Origin of the sequence: Flavobacterium sp. NRK F7 (genome assembly GCF_024054195.1) — a bacterium.
Taxonomy (GTDB): domain Bacteria; phylum Bacteroidota; class Bacteroidia; order Flavobacteriales; family Flavobacteriaceae; genus Flavobacterium.
Genome location: NZ_JAMXLB010000001.1, coordinates 3,353,827 through 3,371,098, shown reverse-complemented (window position 1 = coordinate 3,371,098; position 17,272 = coordinate 3,353,827). Strand labels below are relative to the sequence as shown.

Genomic DNA, 17,272 nt, shown 5'->3' with positions numbered 1-17,272 from the left:
CTTGAATAAACCTAAAATCCTTATAGTAACTACATCTGTTTTTACTGACAGAATGCTTCAGTATTCTACTTTTTTGGAAAGACTAAAAGAAGAAGCTGAAGTAGAAATTTGGGCCAAATCTTTTATTTCAAATCCAGAAGATTGGAGAATAGAAGATATACAAGTTAAGGCTTTTCCAAAAGTTAATCCATTGCCTCACTGGACAAGCTATATTAGAAGAGTAAATGAATATGCATGGATGAATCGATTGGATGCTAAAAGCATTAAAATCAATATAAAATATAAAGTCAAAAAAACGTTACTTATAAAGTTTTTACTTTTATTAGGTTATTTATTTTCACTTTTAAGATGTCACAAATTGCTGGAAAAATTGGTTTTTAAATTGGTTTTGATGAATAATAGAAATAAGGGAATAAACCAAGATTTAAAGCATTCATTGCCTGATTATTTGTTGGTTTTTAACCCGTTTTGGGTGGAAGAACCAATTGTAGCATTAGAAGCAAAAAAAAATAATATTCCTATTATAAGTATAATTCCTTCATGGGATAATGTTACTACAAAATCTAGAATGGTTTATAAATCCAATTATTACGGACTGTGGTCTTCGGTGAGAATAAATGAATTATTTACTTATTATCCTTATACAAAAAAAGCAAAAACATTTGTTTTTGGTACACCTCAATATGATATTTTTTCAAATGCGCATTTTTTACAAAAAAAAGAAGTTTTTTTGGACCAATATCATTTAAATGATTCGTTACCTATTTTGCTTTATACTTTAGGCTCTCCTTTATTTATAACTACAGAAATAGATGTTTGTCTTCAATTTTGTAAATTAGCATTGCAAGAAGGAATTTTAGAAAAATATCAAATTTTAATTCGACCTCATCCTATAAAAGATTTTTCAGAATATATACCTAAATTTAAACATATTGATACAAGAATCAAAATACAAAGTGACGTGCAAACTTCAAAAACAGAGAAAAATCGTTTTATGAATAAAGCCATGTTGGAAAATTGGGTAAGTACTTTTTATTATTCTGATATTGTAATTGCTACCAGTTCTACAACATTATTAGACGCAAGTATGTTTAACAAACCACATATTAATATCACTGAAAATCTGACAGAAGACAAACAATATGATGATTTTTTAAAAGATGTTAGTTATAAATTTATTCACCTTAAAAATTTAAACGACCAAAAATTATTAAATAATATTACGAATTGGGAGATGTTTTTTAATCAATTGCATCAGTATATAAATGATAAAAATAGCATTCAAAATAAAAGTAAAGAAGTTGTGATCGCACTAGCCGAACAAAAAAATGAGGGTAAATATGGAGCCTTTTTTGCAAATCAATTAATTAAAATAGTAAAAAATAATGCTTAATAATAAATCAATATTAATTACAGGAGGAACTGGATCTTTAGGGAAAGCGCTTACTAAAACAATTTTGGAGAAATGGCCAGATGTAAGAAGACTAGTTATTTATTCTAGAGATGAGCAAAAGCAATATCAAATGGCTCAAGAGTTTCCAGAATCCAAATATAAAGCAATACGATATTTTATAGGAGATGTAAGAGATTTAGAACGATTAAAAAGGGCTTTTAATGGTATTGATTATGTTATTCATGCAGCGGCAATGAAACATGTTCATATCGCTGAATACAATCCAGACGAATGTGTAAAAACAAATATTGGAGGAGCAGAAAATGTGATTAAAGCTTCTTTGTCAAGTGCTGTAACCAAAGTTGTTGCCCTTTCAACCGATAAAGCTTGTGCACCTATCAACTTATATGGGGCAACAAAATTAACTTCCGATAAACTATTTATAGCTGCTAATAATATCAAAGGAAAGCAAGATATTAAATTTTCTGTGGTTCGTTATGGAAATGTTATGGGATCTAATGGTTCCGTAATTCCTTTTTTTATGAACAAAAGAACGGAAGGGGTGTTACCCATAACTGATGAAAAAATGACTCGTTTTAATATATCACTTCAAGGTGGAGTGAATATGGTTTTACATGCTCTTGACAAGGCTTGGGGAGGAGAATTATTTGTGCCTAAACTCCCGTCATACAAGATTTTAGATGTTGCTACAGCTGTAGCTCCAAATTGCAAACATGAAATAGTAGGTATTCGTCCAGGAGAAAAAATTCATGAAGAAATGATAACAGCATCAGATTCTTTTACAACTTATGATTTAGGCGAATATTATGTAATATTACCACAACTTACCAATTGGGATTTAAATGAATATAAAAATGTTTTTAAGGCAAAATTAGTGCCTCAAGGATTTAGTTATACTTCAGGAGAAAATACAGAATGGGAAACTGTAGCTTCATTACGTGCTTTAATAAAAGAACATCTTTATAGTGATTTTGAACCTAAATAATACTCCTATGATACCTTACGGGAAACAAAATATAACAGAAGAAGATATAAAAGCTGTAACGGAAGCTTTAAAAGGTGATTTTTTAACTCAAGGGCCCACTATTTTAGCTTTTGAAAAAGCATTTTCAGATTACATAGGTTGCAAATATTCTGTTGCTGTTTCAAATGGAACGGCAGCTTTGCATTTAAGTGCTCTTGCTTTAGGTGTTAATGAGAATTCTAAAGTTTTAACCACACCTATAACTTTTGCTGCTTCAGCAAATTGCATCCGTTATTGTGGTGGCGAAATTGTGTTTTCTGATATAAATGAAGAGACATATTTAATAGATATTCCACAACTCAAAAAAGTAATTGAAAGTCATCCTAAAGGTACTTTTTCAGGTGTCATTCCTGTTGATTTTGCTGGAAGAGCCGTTAACTTAGAAGCTTTAAAAGATTTGGCAAACCAACACAATCTTTGGATATTAGAAGATGCTTGCCATGCTCCTGGTGGATATTTTATAGATAGTAAAGGGACTAAACAAAATTGTGGTAATGGAAAATATGCTGACTTAGCTATTTTTTCTTTTCATCCCGTTAAACATATTGCAACAGGAGAAGGGGGTATGATTACTACCAATGATGAAAAGTTGTATCAAAAATTACTCACTCTAAGAACTCATGGCATAACTAGAGACAAGGAGTTGTTTCAAAACACGGTTGCTTTTGCAAACGGTACGGAAAAAAATGAAGGTTCTTTTCCTGGATGGTATATGGAAATGCAGGAGTTAGGTTATAATTATCGTTTTACCGATTTTCAAGCTGCTTTAGGAATTAGCCAATTAAAAAGAGCAAATCAAGGAATTGAAAGACGTACTGCAATTGCTGCAAAGTATTATGAAAGTTTTTTAGGTGAAGATTTCATAAAAGACCAGTCTGGAATTGTAGAAGGACACGCCTATCATTTATATGTGATTAAAGTAAAAGATAGGTTAGGTCTCTATAATTATCTAAGAGAACATAATATCTTCGCTCAAATTCATTATATACCTTGCCATTTGATGCCTTACTATAAACAATTAGGTTGGAAAACAGGTGATTTACCCATTGCTGAAGCCTATTATAAAGATTGTATCAGTTTACCAATGTATCCAACTTTAACTGAAGAAGAGCAAGATTTTGTAATTAGAATGATTAAGGAATATTATGTCTAATATAGCTATTATACCTGCGAGGGGCGGCAGCAAAAGAATACCAAAGAAAAATTGTAAATTTTTTTTAGGAAAACCAATCATTGCTTATTCTATCGAAGCTGCATTAAAAAGCAATTTATTTGATGAGGTCATGGTTTCTACTGATGATACTGAAATTGCTGAAATTGCAATTCAATATGGTGCAAATGTGCCTTTCTTTAGGAGTCATAAAAATAGTGATGATTTTGCTACAACGTATGATGTTATTGAAGAGGTTTTAAATAATTATGCAAAAAAAGAAATAACATTTGAATATGTCTGTTGTCTTTACGCTTGTGCGCCATTAATTCAAATTTCAGATATAAAAAGAGCTTATAAAAAATTAAAAGAGGAGAATTGGGATTCTGTATTTCCAGTTGTTCCCTTTTCGTTTCCAATACAAAGAGCGTTACACTTTATAAAAGAAAAAATTGAATTTGTAAATCATGAGTTTGCATTAACACGTTCGCAAGACTTAAAACAAACCTATCACGATGTAGGACAGTTTTATTTCATGAATACCAAGGCAGTTTTAGACAAAAAGGCAGTGTTAACAAATAACTCGAGTAGTATTGTTTTGGAAGAAACTATGGTGCAAGATATAGATAATGAAACAGATTGGAAGCTAGCAGAAATAAAGTATCAATTATTTAAAGAAAATGAGAAAATATAAATGCATATCCCAGTCGGTTTTTTCTATTGAAAATTTTCATATCGAGCCTATACGAGATAGTGATAAGTATGAAATTATGACCATTAGAAATGAACAATTGTATCATTTAAGACAAGAAAAATTATTAACTGTAGAAGATCAAGATACTTATTTTAATACGGTAGTTAATAACTTGTTTGAAGTCGATTTTCCATCTCAAATTTTATTTTCTTTTTTTAAAGATAATAGTTTTATTGGATATGGCGGATTAGTTCATATCAATTGGAAAGATAAAAATGCTGAGATTTCATTTGTGATGAAAACGGAATTAGAAAAGAACTTTCTCAAAGAAAATTGGTCCTCTTTTCTAAAACTAATAGAAAATGTTGCTTTTCAAGAATTAAATCTGCATAAAATTGCAACCTATGCTTTTGATGTAAGGCCTCATCTATATGAAATATTTGAGCATAATGGATATAAGAAAGAAGCTGTTTTAAAAGAACATATCTTTATTGAAAATCAATATATTGATGTTGTTATTCACGCTAAATTAAATGTAAAAAAAAATAATCATGAAAAATCAATATAAAAGTGAAAGATTGTACCTAAAGGAGATTGAAATTCATAACATTAATGATACTGTAATGGCTTGGTTTGATGATGAAGAGTTAATGCGATTTTATTCTAATTCTAAAAATAAAATTACTAAAGAAAGGCTTTTGCAATCCATTGAAGAAGGAAAGCAAAAAGGAAACTTGTTTACTTTTGGAATATTCGTACATGAAAATAATGAACTAATTGGAACTTTAAAGTTAGGTCCTATTAATTTTGTTCATAAAACTTCAGATTTAGTAGCTTTGATAGGAAATAGAAATTTTTTGGGAAAAGGTCTAGCAGTCGAAGCAATTAAATTAGGTAATGAATTGGCCTTTCATGAATTTGACATTAGAAAGTTATATGGTGGGATGTATGTATCTAATGTAGCCTCAATAAAAGCATATCATAGAGCAGGGTGGATAATTGAAGGTAGGTTAAAAGGATTCTACATGGTCGATGGAAAGAATGAAGATAGAATTCTGGTAGGATGTTATAATCCAAAATATTTTACGGAAGTAGAAATAAAAGAACTAAAAGATAATGAAAATAGATACTTTTCATATTAATGATAACGGGCCCGTTTTTATTATAGCTGAATTATCCGCAAATCATAATGGAAGTTTAGAAACAGCTATTCAGACAATCAAAGCTGCTAAGAGGGCAGGTGCAAATTGTATTAAATTACAAACATATACCGCAGATACCATTACTTTGGATTCCGAAAAAGAAGATTTTTTAATAAAAGGTACCATTTGGGATGGAAGAAAATTATATGATTTATATAAAGAGGCTTATACACCCTGGGAATGGCATGCTGAATTATTTAAAGTAGCGAAAGAAGAAGGTTTAGTCTGTTTTTCATCTCCATTTGATAAGTCAGCAGTTGATTTTTTAGAAACACTAGGTACTCCAGCATATAAAATTGCATCATTTGAAATTACAGATATTCCTTTAATTGAATACGTAGCTTCTAAAATGAAACCCGTCATTATTTCAACTGGTGTTGCTACTGAAGAAGATATTCAAATGGCATTAGAAGCTTGTTATAAAGTAGGAAATAAAAATATCGCATTACTTAAATGTACGTCCAGTTATCCAGCGCCTATTGAAGAAGCGAATATGTGTATGGTAAAAGATTTAGCAGAAAAATATAATGTTATTGCGGGTTTGTCCGATCATACGATGGGAAATACTGTTCCGATAGTTGCGACTGTTTTTGGTGCAAAAATTATTGAAAAACATTTTATTTTAGATAGAGCAATAGGTGGACCAGATGCTTCTTTTTCTATGGATGAAACTGAATTTTCCTCGATGGTAAAAGCGGTAAGAGAAGCAGAAAAGGCTATTGGTGTAGTAGATTATGCATTAACTGAAAAACAAATAAAAGGAAGAGAATTTTGTAGGTCGTTATACATCGCTCAAGACGTAAAAAAAGGAGCTGTTTTTACTGTGGAAAATCTTAAATCAGTGCGGCCAGGATTTGGGTTGCATCCAAAACATTATAATGAAATTCTAGGGACAAAAGCAGATAGGGACTTTGAAAAAGGTGAGCGATTTTTAAAAAAGGATTTAGAATGAATTTATCTGAAAAAAAAGTACTTTTTATAACAACATATAAAGCAAGAGATTTTGAAGGGAATGCTCTAGTAGGCTATTATTTGTATAAAAATTATGCGGTAGAATCTCAATTTATTCATGGCTATTCTGTGAAACAAGAGATTGAAAAACTAAAGCCGGCCGTATTAGTTATGGATCATTTGGTATGGGATCATAAAAAAGAACTTGCTTTTTGGGCAAACTCGGTTGGTGTTAAAGTTGTATTACTCTTTACAGAAGGGTATTACAAAGACATTTCTAGTTTCGACAAAATCTTTGGTCATCCAAATGCCGATAAATTAAACGTAACAAAGTACTTAGTCTGGAACAACCAAATGGTAAAGCGTGTAAAGGATTTAGATTATTCAGATGAGTTTTCTCAAAAAATGATTGTCACTGGAAGTCCAAGGTTCGATTTTTTAACCAATACCAGTTTGTCTTCATTTGGATTTAGTAAATTGGATTTTATAAAAAAATATGATTTACAAGATTATAAGGAGATTATAACCTATATGTCTACTACTCCTTATCAAGGATATAGTTTTGAAAAATTTTATTCAAGATATAAAAAGAAAGCTAATTTTTCAGATGAAATTATTCGTAATTTTTATGATGATAATCAAAAGCAGTTTAGAAATCATACAACTATCATTAAAAAACTAGCAGTATCCAATCCAGAAATAGTTTTCTTTTACAAATCACATCCTTCTGAAGCATATATTTCAAATTATGAAACAGTTTTCGAAGGAGTTAACAATATTAAATTAATTAGTAATGAGAATGTGAGACCTTTTTTGCAATATAGTAATTTAGTAATTCAGAGAAATTGTACTACAGCTTTAGAATCTTGGTTGTTAGGGAAACCAGTTGTTCAATTAGATGATGCCGATTACAATAGCAAAACTTATAAAGAACATCTTGATTATTCCTACTTAATCAATAATTTAGAAGAGTTAGATGCATTTATAAAAAGTAAAGAATATCAAAATTGGAATGTAGATAATGTGACCATTTTTTTAGAAGGTATATTTGGCAAATTAGATGGCCTCGCATATAAAAGGGTTGCTGATGAAATTGTAATGATACTCGAAAAATGGAATGAAACGGATCAAACAAACCTTGAAAATAATTTACTCAAATATCGAAAAGAAGTAGACACTAGATTCATGAATAGAGTCAAAGATTTCTTAAGGCTCGATAGAAAAACCTCATTAAGGCCAAAGGTTTATATTAAAAGACTTTTTAGAAAGAAAAAAAATAATAGTAACGAAGTAAATATTGAACCAAATGAAGTTCATGAATTTTACAATAAGCTTAATGATTTTGTATAAACAATGAAACCCCAAATTTTAATCATATTACCTCGAGGAGAAACCATACGAAACTTTATCTACACTGGTATTGTTAAAGATATAATGAAATACTTTCATGTAACACTTTATGCTGTTAAGCCCAATGAGACTATTTGGAAATTATTGGCTGAAAATTCAAATCAACTATACGAGTTAAAAACAGAAAAATTTTCTTATAGATATAAAATTTTCTTTGAAATTTTTGATTTGGCTCACAATCGTTATATGTGGTCAGAAGCTGCTAAAGTGCGATGGGAAATGAGAGATGTGGAAGCGAATTCTATTAAGAAAAAAATTATTAGAAGAATCAAGAAAAGCATTGCGGTTTTATTAGCACATCGTAAAACCCTACAATGGGCTGAAAAAATTGATGCATGGCTTGCGAGTAAAGAAAAGCAAGTATTGGAATATCAGAAATTTTTATTAGAAAATAAATTTGATTTGGTTTTTAATACTTCTCACTCGCATGCGCGAATTGCATTGCCGTTAGTTTATGCCGCTAATAATTTAAATATAAAGACCGCCACCTTTTTATATTCATGGGATAATCTTACTTCGCAAGGACGCGTTGTGCCGAGATATGATTTTTATTTTGCATGGAATTCAAAAATTAAAAATGATTTTCATACAATTTATCCTCATGTTAAAAAAAGTCAGGTAATTGTAACTGGGACTCCTCAATTTATCAATCATTTTGATAAGGATAAATGTTTGTCTAAAAATGAATTGTATGAAAAACTCGGGCTTAATTTAGAGGATAAATATTTTTTATATTCTTCTGGAATGAGTCATCATATGCCTTATGAGCCTTATGTAGTAGAGCGAATTGCCGATATTATTTATTCCATACAACCAGAAATAAAACTTGTAGTTAGAACCTACGCAAAAGATACAGCTTCCGTATTTAGTGAATTAAAAACAAGAAGAAAAGATATTCTTATTCCTGAAGTAGATTGGGAACCTAATTTTCAAACTCCTTTAATAAGTGATCAAGAATTTTTTGTAAGTTTAATGAAAAATGCTATTGCAGGAATTAATGTGGCATCAACAGTTTCTTTAGAATTATGCATGTTAAATAAGCCTGCAATCAATGTAGGATATAATCCACCTGATAAAAATATTTATCCTTATAATTACACGCGCTTTTATAGTTTTGATCATTATAAACCTATCGTTGAAAGTGGAGCCGTTCAAGTAGCAATTAATGAAGCACATTTGAAAAAATTATTGAAAAATGCTATTGAAAACCCTGAAGAATATGGTATAGAAAGACAAAAACTCATAGCTGATTTTTTTGAAAATAATTTAAGTCAAAGTGTAAAGGAAAATTTTGTAAGTGTAATTGTTACTATTCATAATGAAAAGTAAGCGAATAGCTATTGTTAGTCATGTTAATCCGTTTTCAAAAGGAAGCGGACAAGTAGAGCGTGTCTATAATACCTTATTGGCGTTAGCTTATGAATGGGAAGAGCTAACCATTTTTACATTACATGAAAATAAAAGTTATTCAGATAAAATAGAAGTTTTACGCTCTGTAAATAAAAGAATTTCAATTGTTTATGTGAAAAATAAAAAGCCAAATTGGCTTGTCGCTTTTTTATTTAAATTTTTACCTTATTTAGGTTATGGTAAAGAATCTAATTTTTCCATTCCGTTTTTATTTGATGGGATTGAAAATGAATTGGCAACTAAATTTGATGTGGTACTTTTTGAATATTGGCATTTATATAAATTAGCGAAAAGACTCAAAAATAGAGGGATATTTGTCATTTGTGATACACATAACATCTTATTGAATTCCTTTACAGAATTTATTCGTAAAAAAAAGTGGTTCCCCAAAATATACCAATCTTTTTTAATTAAAAGATATACTCATTTAGAATTTGAAATAGCCTTAAAAGAGAATTTTAATGTAGTAATTGCGATTAATAAAGAAGAAGAAAAGATTCTTAAAAGAAAATTCCCTAACCAAAAAATTTATTATTTTCCAATGGGAATTAAACTCAAGCCTATTATAACTACGCGTGTGAAAAAAGAAATACCAAACCAGTATACTGTTGTTTATTATGGCGGATTGAGTAGTATTCGAAATTCACAAGCTGCTTTGCAGGTAATTCAAGCTATTGAAAAGATAAAAGAAATTGAAATTCATTTAATAATAGTGGGTTCTAATGCACCTTCTTTTTTAAAAGGTTATATTGCTGAAAAAAAGGGAATTACTATGTTAGGGTTTGTTGAAAATTTAGAAGAGGCTTTTAAAGGTGTAGATTTAGCAGTAATTCCTTTTGAAGGGAAGTATGGTTTCAGAAGTAGATTAATAGAGTTAATGCATTATGAAATCCCTATTTTAACTACTGAAGATGCGGTTTGGGGAATGGGTTTTATAGATAAAGAAAATGTACTTATTTCGCGTAGCGTTTGGGAGAAAGATATTCAGATAGCCTTGCAACAGGTAGATTTACGTACCCAAATTGCAAAAAATGCAAAAAATATAATTGAAGAGGAGTTTACTTTTGAAAAGACCTATTTAAAGTTTGCATCCGATTTAATACAAATGGTTGATTAAATGAGATTATTAGTTTTTTCACATAAAGAATGTTGGGAAAGTGATGCATCACCTACAAAATGGGCTACAGATGGAGGCTTTGCCATGCATATGGATTATTTGTCTAAATTGTTTGATGAAACAAGAATTATAGTTCCTCAAATTGATAGAATGCCAAAGGGAGAAGTGTTTTTTACGAATAATACCATTACCATTTTACCCGTTAATGTTTGGATCAAAAGAGGAATGTTCAACAAGTTATTTATGCCTTTTTGGCTTTTGTTTTATTTGCCAAAATTCATTTATGAGATTATGAAATGTGATGCTATTCACGCACCAATTCCAAGCAATATAGGGACAATTGGTTTTATGCTCGCCCATTTGTTCCAGAAACCTTTGTACATTAGACATTGTGGAAACTGGTTTGTACAGCGCACAAAAGCAGAACAATTTTGGCATTGGTACATGGAGAAATTTGCTGGAGGAAAAAAGGTTTTTTTAACAACAGGAGGATCAAAAGAATCGCCTTCCCTAAAAAACAAGCATATACAATGGATTTTTTCAAGTAGTCTTACTTTGCAAGAAATTGAAAGTTTTGACACCAAAAGAAATTGGGATAATCCATTTCGTTGTTGTATAGTCTGTCGACAAGAAAGAGGTAAAGGTACTGAAATTGTCATTGAAGCCCTATATAAAATGAAAGAAAAAGGAATAAATTTTACGTTTGATGTAGTCGGTGATGGTAGTTATTTAGAGGAACTTAAGCGTTATGCGATTGAAATGCAAGTTGAGGAACAAGTTCGTTTTTATGGTAAATTAAATCACGAGGAAGTTTTAAAAGTCTTGCAAAAAAATAATTTCTTTATTTACCCAACTGCTTCAGAAGGATTTCCAAAAGTAGTTTTAGAAGCAATGAGTCAAGGATTACTTGTAATAACCACACCAGTATCTGTTTTAGGCCAAATGATTATAGATTCAAAATCGGGAGCATTACTAGAAGAGAGAAATGCTGAGAATGTTATTAAAAGTATCAATTTATTACTTTCTGATACAAATAAACTTTCTGAAATGAGTAAAAATGCAATTGCCTATTCAAAGCAATTTACTTTAGAAGCTTGGGCTAATGAAATAGGTTTGCATTTGGAAAAAGCATGGAATGTTAAATTAAATCGTATTTAACTCATGAGAATATTATTTTTAGCAGGAACTTTAGGCAGAGGAGGAGCGGAAAAACAATTGTATTATTTGTGTAGATTGTTGAACAAAAATTATGAAATTAAAGTAATTTGTTTAACATCGGGAGAGTTTTACGAGAATGAAATTAGAACACTTGGAATTACTGTTGAAAGTATAAAAAATACATCCAATAAGTTCTCTAAATTATATAGGATATTTAAAGTTGCCAAGAGTTTCAAGCCAGATATTATTTATGGTTTTCATTTTTACACGGGTTTGTATGTAGGCTTAATAGGAATGTTTTTAGGAGTTTTTAGTATAGGCTCCATAAGAAGTAATGGTAAAGCTGAAAAAGAAGCCAATGGATTCTTTTCTTGGTTGCATTATTTTTTTCCTAAAATCATTATTGCAAATTCGAAAAACGCGATACAGAATTGTAAAAAAATATTTTATGTAAAAGAATTAAAATTGGTGCCAAATATAATAGATGCATCTCATTTTGAATATAAGCCTAAATTGAGTAATAATACTGTCAATTTAGTATTTATTGGAAGTTTAAAAGAAGTTAAACAACCCCATTTATTTATACGTCTTGTTTCATTATTGGTTGCTGCAAGGTTTAATGTTGACGCTAAAATTCTTGGTGAAGGTTATTTAATGGAAGATTTAAAGAAACAATCGAATGATTTGCCTATTCAGTTTTTAGAAAATGTTGATGATGTAAGACCTTATTTATATGAAGCGGATTATTTAATTTCAACTTCAATCTTAGAAGGAACTCCTAATGTTTTTTTAGAAGCTTTTGCAGCTGGAACAAGTGTTTTAGCATTATATCACGAAAGTCTTGAGGAATGGGTTAAAAATGGGAATATAGAAAAAATAATGAGTATAGAAGCTATGAAACTTTCGATTATTGAAAATAAAAGAAATAATCTAGAAAAGAATAGGGAATTAGTATTGAATGAGTATAGTGATAAAAAAGTAGTAAAGACGATTACTGCTATTCTTCAATCTTCAATAAAATAAGCATTATGTTTTTTAATTCAGTAACATTTGCCATTTTTCTTCCAATTGTTTTTTTGCTGTATTGGTTTGTGTTTAACCAATCCAAAAAAACTCAAAACACAATATTAATTTTAGCTAGTTATTATTTTTATTCATGTTGGGATTGGCGCTTCTTATTTTTATTAATTTTTTCTACTATTTTGGATTATACTAGTGGTATAATGATGGGTAAATATGAATCGAAAACCAAAAGAAGATTTTGGTTGTGGTTAACTATAAGTATAAATTTAGGTTTTTTAGGTGTATTTAAATACTATGATTTTTTTGTTTCTTCTTTTACAGAATTCGTTCAGGGTTTTGGTTTAGAAGTGCATCCTTATTTATTACAATTAGTTTTGCCAGTAGGAATCTCTTTTTATACGTTTCACGGGTTGTCTTATGTAATTGATATTTACTACAAAAGGATACAACCAGAAAAAAACTTTATTGATTATTCTCTTTTTGTGAGCTATTTTCCTTTATTGGTAGCTGGACCTATTGAAAGAGCAACGCATTTATTACCACAAGTGAAAATAAAACGTTTTTTTCAGTATGAACAAGGAATTCAAGGAATTAAATTAATCCTATTTGGATTGTTTAAAAAAGTGGTAGTTGCTGATAATTGTGCATTTTTTGTAAATCAATTGTTTGAAAATCATACTAATTTTACAGCTGTTGAATTATGGATTGGAAGTTTTTTATTTGCTTTCCAAATTTATGGTGATTTTAGTGGCTATTCTGATATAGCAATTGGAACTTCTAAATTATTTGGAATTGAATTATTGAAAAATTTTAATTTTCCCTATTTTGCCAAAGATATTGCCGACTTTTGGAGAAGATGGCATATTTCTTTGTCCTCATGGTTTAGAGATTATTTATATATTCCTTTAGGCGGTAGTAAAGGATCTAAATGGTATCAGATTAGAAATGTGTTTGTCATTTTTCTGGTTAGCGGATTTTGGCATGGTGCTAATTGGACTTTTATTATGTGGGGAGGCTTGCACGCTTTTTTATTTATTCCATTGTTATTGGTCAATAAAAATAGAAGGAATTTATCCAATGTAGGTTATAGTTATAAAGATTTTCCAAAAATCATTCTTACGTTTTTACTAGTATCTTTAGCATGGATATTTTTTAGGGCTGATTCAGTTTCAATTGCATTTGATTATTTACATAGAATGCTTCAATTCGATTCCATTAGCATTCAGTTTTACATTAAAAACGCTAAATATATCTTATTGTCAGCAATAGTATTTGTTTCATCTTTTACATTGCTGTTATTAGAATGGTGTTTTTTGAAAAAATATAATGGAGAAATCGTTTTGTCTAAAGGAATGCTTTTTTTACTAGTGGCAATGCTTTTATTTATGGGGGTTTATCGCAATCAATTGTCTTTTATATATTTTCAATTTTGATATGAAACAGTTTATAAAAAAAATAGCATTTTATGTATTGATGAGTTTATTGCTTTTCAATGGTATCGCATTTCTGAGTTTGCAAATTTTAGGTAAATCGAATTTTTATAAACCTGAATTCGTTAAAAATACTGTAATTGATACAAATTTTGATTATGTTGTATTAGGATCGAGTACAGGACTCACAACTTTAGATACGAAATTGATTGATTCCATTACAAATAAAAAAGGCTTGAATATCAGTATGGATGACACCTCTTTAAATTCTCATTTTTTAATGCTACAGCATTTTAAAGCTTCAAATAAGAGTACGAAATGTTTGGTTTTAGCAGTTACGCCTTGGGATTTAAAAAATAAGAATCCAAAATTAAATAATAATGATTATCGTTTTCTTCCTTACGTTCAGGAAGATTATGTGTTTGATTATTACAATGAGTTGGAAACAAAAACATTTAAACCCTTGTCTTTTTCCAGATATTTTCCAATTATAGGAGTGAGTTATTACAATACTGAAATTTTCTATCCATCAATTTTAAGTTTTTTTGACCCTAAAAAAAGAAATCGTTTTGATCAAAAAGGTAATTTCTCTTATCCAAATAATGGTAAGCCTTATAAATTAGAAATGGATAAAATAGATGTTGTTATTAATAATCCATTTTATTTTAAAATTAAAGAGTTTTGTTCTCAAAATAATATTAAATTAAGAACTTACATTTCTCCAATATTCAAAACAGAATTAAAAATTCATGATGATAGTATAATTGATCAATCCAATTTCCTTATTGGCGAGGAAATGTTTTATGATAATATTCATGTTAATCAAATTGGAAGGCGGAAATGTTCGATAGAGTTTGCAAAATATTTAAAATAAATAAGAAAAGTTAAAGTGTTTAAGAAAAGTAAAAATTATTATCTCTTATTATTAGGATTTCATGCTGTTTTAGGTGCAATAATTTTTGCTATTCCTTTTTTAGCAAAAATTTTTAGCTTGATAATTCTTTTGTTAGGTTATGGTATCGTTATTAAAAACAAAAATAAGAACAATGAGGTTCTTATTGTAAGTGCTTACATTGTTGGTGTGGAAGTTTTTTTGAGAATGACTAACGGAATGTACATTAACGAATATGGCAAATACAATATTATTTTATTAATGTTTTTGGGTATTTTGTATAAAAAGACCTATAAAGCGAGTATGATTTATCTAATTTTCATAGTTTTATTAATACCAGGTGTTTTTTATGGAATTCATACGTTAAGCTTTGATACTAATATTAGAAAAGCAATAGCGTTTAATATTTCTGGTCCTGTATGTCTTGGTTTCTCCGCTTTGTATTGTATGGGTAGAGTGGTTACTTTTTCGGAAATAAAAAAAATATTTATAGCGTTTGGATTACCTATATTATCTATTGTGGTTTATTTAATTTTCTATGCTCCAGATATACGTTCTGTAATTACAGGTACCGAATCGAATCATAGTACTTCTGGAGGGTTTGGTCCTAATCAAATGTCGACAATTTTAGGGTTTGGCATTTTTATATATTTTACTATTTTTTATATTTTTTCAAAAACGAAAACAGATAAAATTATTACTCTTTTCCTTTTAGTTGTTGTTTCTTTTAGAGGCATCATAACTTTTTCTAGAGGAGGTGTTTATGTGGGTGTTGGAATGATATTACTTTTAGTTTTAATTACTTTTACTTTGGTCAATTCTAAAGCAAAAATGAGGGTTGTAGTGATGGTATTAGTAGGTTCCTTTTTAGCTTTAGGCATATGGACTTATAGTTCAGTAGCAACTGGAGGTTTAATTGATAAGAGATACGCTAATCAGGATGCAAGTGGAAAAGAAAAGAGAAGTAAATTAACAGGTAGAGAGACATTAATAGAATCGGAGTTGTTAATGTTTTATGAGAACCCAATAACAGGTGTAGGTGTCGGTAAAAACAAAGAGTATAGAGAGATGTTAACTGGAATTGAAGCCGCTTCTCATAATGAAATATCAAGAATGCTCGCAGAGCATGGCGTGTTAGGAATTATAGGTTTGTTAATTTTATTTATAACACCTTTACTTTTTTTCTTTATGAATAGACAAAACATTTTTGCTTTATCCTTTTTTATATTTTGGTTGCTAACCATTAATCATGCAGCCATGCGATTAGCGGCTCCAGCTTTTGTTTATGGATTATCTCTTATACGCATAAAATTAAGTAATGAAGATGAAGAACCTACTGTACATAGGGAATAAACTGTCTCAACACGGTTTGAACAAAACAACTGTAGAAACTTTAGGAGAATCACTTAAAGAAGAAGGATATGAAGTTGTTTCAGTTTCTTCAAAAAAGAATTTTTTCTTTAGAGTTTTCGATATGGTTTTTACATTATTGCGTAATTCAAACCGAACGGATTATGTGCTTATCGATACCTATAGTACGAAAGCTTTTTGGTATGCATGGATTACAAGCCAGTTGGCGCGAATTCTGAAATTAAAATATATTCCTATACTACATGGTGGTAATTTACCTAATCGCTTACAAAGAAATCCTTTTTTATGTCGATTACTGTTTGAAAATGCTTGGAGAAATGTTGCTCCATCTAATTATCTAAAAACCATTTTTGAAGCTAAAGGATTTATCAATACGATACATATACCCAATACAATTTCCATTGAAAATTATGAATTTAAAAAGAGAAATCTTTTTCAACCTAAATTACTTTGGGTAAGAGCTTTTGCAACTATTTATAATCCTGTCATGGCAGTCGAAGTTTTATTTGAACTTCAAAAGAAATATCCTAATGCAACACTTACCATGGTTGGACCTGATAAAGACGGTAGTTTACAAGAAGTACAACAAAAAGCAAATGATTTAGGAGTCTCAGTTTATTTTACAGGACAACTTTCTAAAGAAACTTGGTGGCAATTAGCATCTGAACATGATATTTTTATCAATACTACTCATTTTGATAACACACCAGTAAGCGTTTTGGAAGCAATGGCTCTTGGATTAGCAATCGTATCAACCAATGTAGGTGGTTTGCCTTTTTTACTAACCGATCATGAAAATGCTTTATTAGTTAATGATAGTGATGTATTTGCTATGTGTCAGGCAATAGAAAACATTGTAATTCATTCAGATGCTGCATGTTCTAGAACTAATGCTGGAAGGAAACTTGTGGAAACTATGGATTGGAATAGAGTAAAAGAGCAATGGAATTTAATTTTACGATAGAAAAGTTACTATTTCGATAATTTGTTGCTAATTTATTCCTTAATTTGCAAGGAAATAATTCC

The 17,272-nt window shown here is 29.7% G+C and carries 16 protein-coding genes; all 16 read left to right on the top strand.

All coding sequences use genetic code 11. The annotated features are described in order from the left end of the window. Nucleotide 1: 1 nt before the first annotated feature. Genes NHF47_RS15375 through NHF47_RS15300 form a run of 16 tightly spaced genes read left to right on the top strand, consistent with a single transcriptional unit; the run spans nucleotide 2 to nucleotide 17,210 of the window. Nucleotides 2-1,393 carry a hypothetical protein gene (locus tag NHF47_RS15375; protein WP_252765770.1) on the top strand — a complete coding sequence of 464 codons (1,392 nt, stop codon included), beginning with the start codon at nucleotides 2-4 and terminating at the stop codon, nucleotides 1,391-1,393. Then, on the top strand, nucleotides 1,386-2,399 hold the full coding sequence (gene pseB / locus NHF47_RS15370) for a UDP-N-acetylglucosamine 4,6-dehydratase (inverting) (protein ID WP_252765769.1): 1,014 nt from the start codon (nucleotides 1,386-1,388) through the stop codon (nucleotides 2,397-2,399). Before NHF47_RS15375 ends, pseB begins: the two co-directional genes overlap by 8 nt. A gap of 7 nt (nucleotides 2,400-2,406) precedes the next feature. Continuing rightward, a complete protein-coding gene (gene pseC, locus NHF47_RS15365; protein ID WP_252765768.1) occupies nucleotides 2,407-3,591 on the top strand; it encodes a UDP-4-amino-4,6-dideoxy-N-acetyl-beta-L-altrosamine transaminase in 1,185 nt (394 codons plus the stop codon). Then, a complete protein-coding gene (pseF, locus tag NHF47_RS15360) occupies nucleotides 3,584-4,282 on the top strand; it encodes a pseudaminic acid cytidylyltransferase (RefSeq protein WP_252765767.1) in 699 nt (232 codons plus the stop codon). Before pseC ends, pseF begins: the two co-directional genes overlap by 8 nt. After that, a complete protein-coding gene (locus NHF47_RS15355; RefSeq protein ID WP_252765766.1) occupies nucleotides 4,269-4,850 on the top strand; it encodes a GNAT family N-acetyltransferase in 582 nt (193 codons plus the stop codon). Before pseF ends, NHF47_RS15355 begins: the two co-directional genes overlap by 14 nt. Further along, nucleotides 4,834-5,424 (top strand): GNAT family N-acetyltransferase, encoded by a 591-nt coding sequence (locus tag NHF47_RS15350; protein WP_252765765.1) that lies wholly within the window; start codon nucleotides 4,834-4,836, stop codon nucleotides 5,422-5,424. Before NHF47_RS15355 ends, NHF47_RS15350 begins: the two co-directional genes overlap by 17 nt. After that, complete coding sequence (gene pseI / locus NHF47_RS15345) at nucleotides 5,399-6,436, top strand: pseudaminic acid synthase (RefSeq protein ID WP_252765764.1); 1,038 nt, start codon at nucleotides 5,399-5,401, stop codon at nucleotides 6,434-6,436. The genes NHF47_RS15350 and pseI overlap by 26 nt, the downstream gene beginning before the upstream one ends. Beyond that, on the top strand, nucleotides 6,433-7,785 hold the full coding sequence (locus NHF47_RS15340; RefSeq protein WP_252765763.1) for a surface carbohydrate biosynthesis protein: 1,353 nt from the start codon (nucleotides 6,433-6,435) through the stop codon (nucleotides 7,783-7,785). The genes pseI and NHF47_RS15340 overlap by 4 nt, the downstream gene beginning before the upstream one ends. 3 nt (nucleotides 7,786-7,788) lie before the next feature. Beyond that, on the top strand, nucleotides 7,789-9,174 hold the full coding sequence (locus tag NHF47_RS15335; RefSeq protein WP_252765762.1) for a hypothetical protein: 1,386 nt from the start codon (nucleotides 7,789-7,791) through the stop codon (nucleotides 9,172-9,174). Continuing rightward, nucleotides 9,164-10,372 carry a glycosyltransferase gene (locus NHF47_RS15330; protein WP_252765761.1) on the top strand — a complete coding sequence of 403 codons (1,209 nt, stop codon included), beginning with the start codon at nucleotides 9,164-9,166 and terminating at the stop codon, nucleotides 10,370-10,372. The genes NHF47_RS15335 and NHF47_RS15330 overlap by 11 nt, the downstream gene beginning before the upstream one ends. Beyond that, nucleotides 10,373-11,530 (top strand): glycosyltransferase, encoded by a 1,158-nt coding sequence (locus NHF47_RS15325; RefSeq protein ID WP_252765760.1) that lies wholly within the window; start codon nucleotides 10,373-10,375, stop codon nucleotides 11,528-11,530. Between the two features lie 3 nt (nucleotides 11,531-11,533). After that, nucleotides 11,534-12,553 (top strand): glycosyltransferase, encoded by a 1,020-nt coding sequence (locus NHF47_RS15320; protein WP_252765759.1) that lies wholly within the window; start codon nucleotides 11,534-11,536, stop codon nucleotides 12,551-12,553. Between the two features lie 5 nt (nucleotides 12,554-12,558). Then, nucleotides 12,559-13,986, top strand: a complete 1,428-nt coding sequence (locus tag NHF47_RS15315; protein ID WP_252765758.1) for an MBOAT family protein — start codon at nucleotides 12,559-12,561, stop codon at nucleotides 13,984-13,986. A gap of 1 nt (nucleotide 13,987) precedes the next feature. Then, a complete protein-coding gene (locus tag NHF47_RS15310) occupies nucleotides 13,988-14,857 on the top strand; it encodes a hypothetical protein (RefSeq protein ID WP_252765757.1) in 870 nt (289 codons plus the stop codon). Nucleotides 14,858-14,872: 15 nt separating this feature from the next. After that, on the top strand, nucleotides 14,873-16,228 hold the full coding sequence (locus NHF47_RS15305; protein WP_252765756.1) for an O-antigen ligase: 1,356 nt from the start codon (nucleotides 14,873-14,875) through the stop codon (nucleotides 16,226-16,228). Next, nucleotides 16,200-17,210 carry a glycosyltransferase family 4 protein gene (locus NHF47_RS15300; RefSeq protein ID WP_252765755.1) on the top strand — a complete coding sequence of 337 codons (1,011 nt, stop codon included), beginning with the start codon at nucleotides 16,200-16,202 and terminating at the stop codon, nucleotides 17,208-17,210. Before NHF47_RS15305 ends, NHF47_RS15300 begins: the two co-directional genes overlap by 29 nt. Nucleotides 17,211-17,272 lie beyond the last annotated feature (62 nt).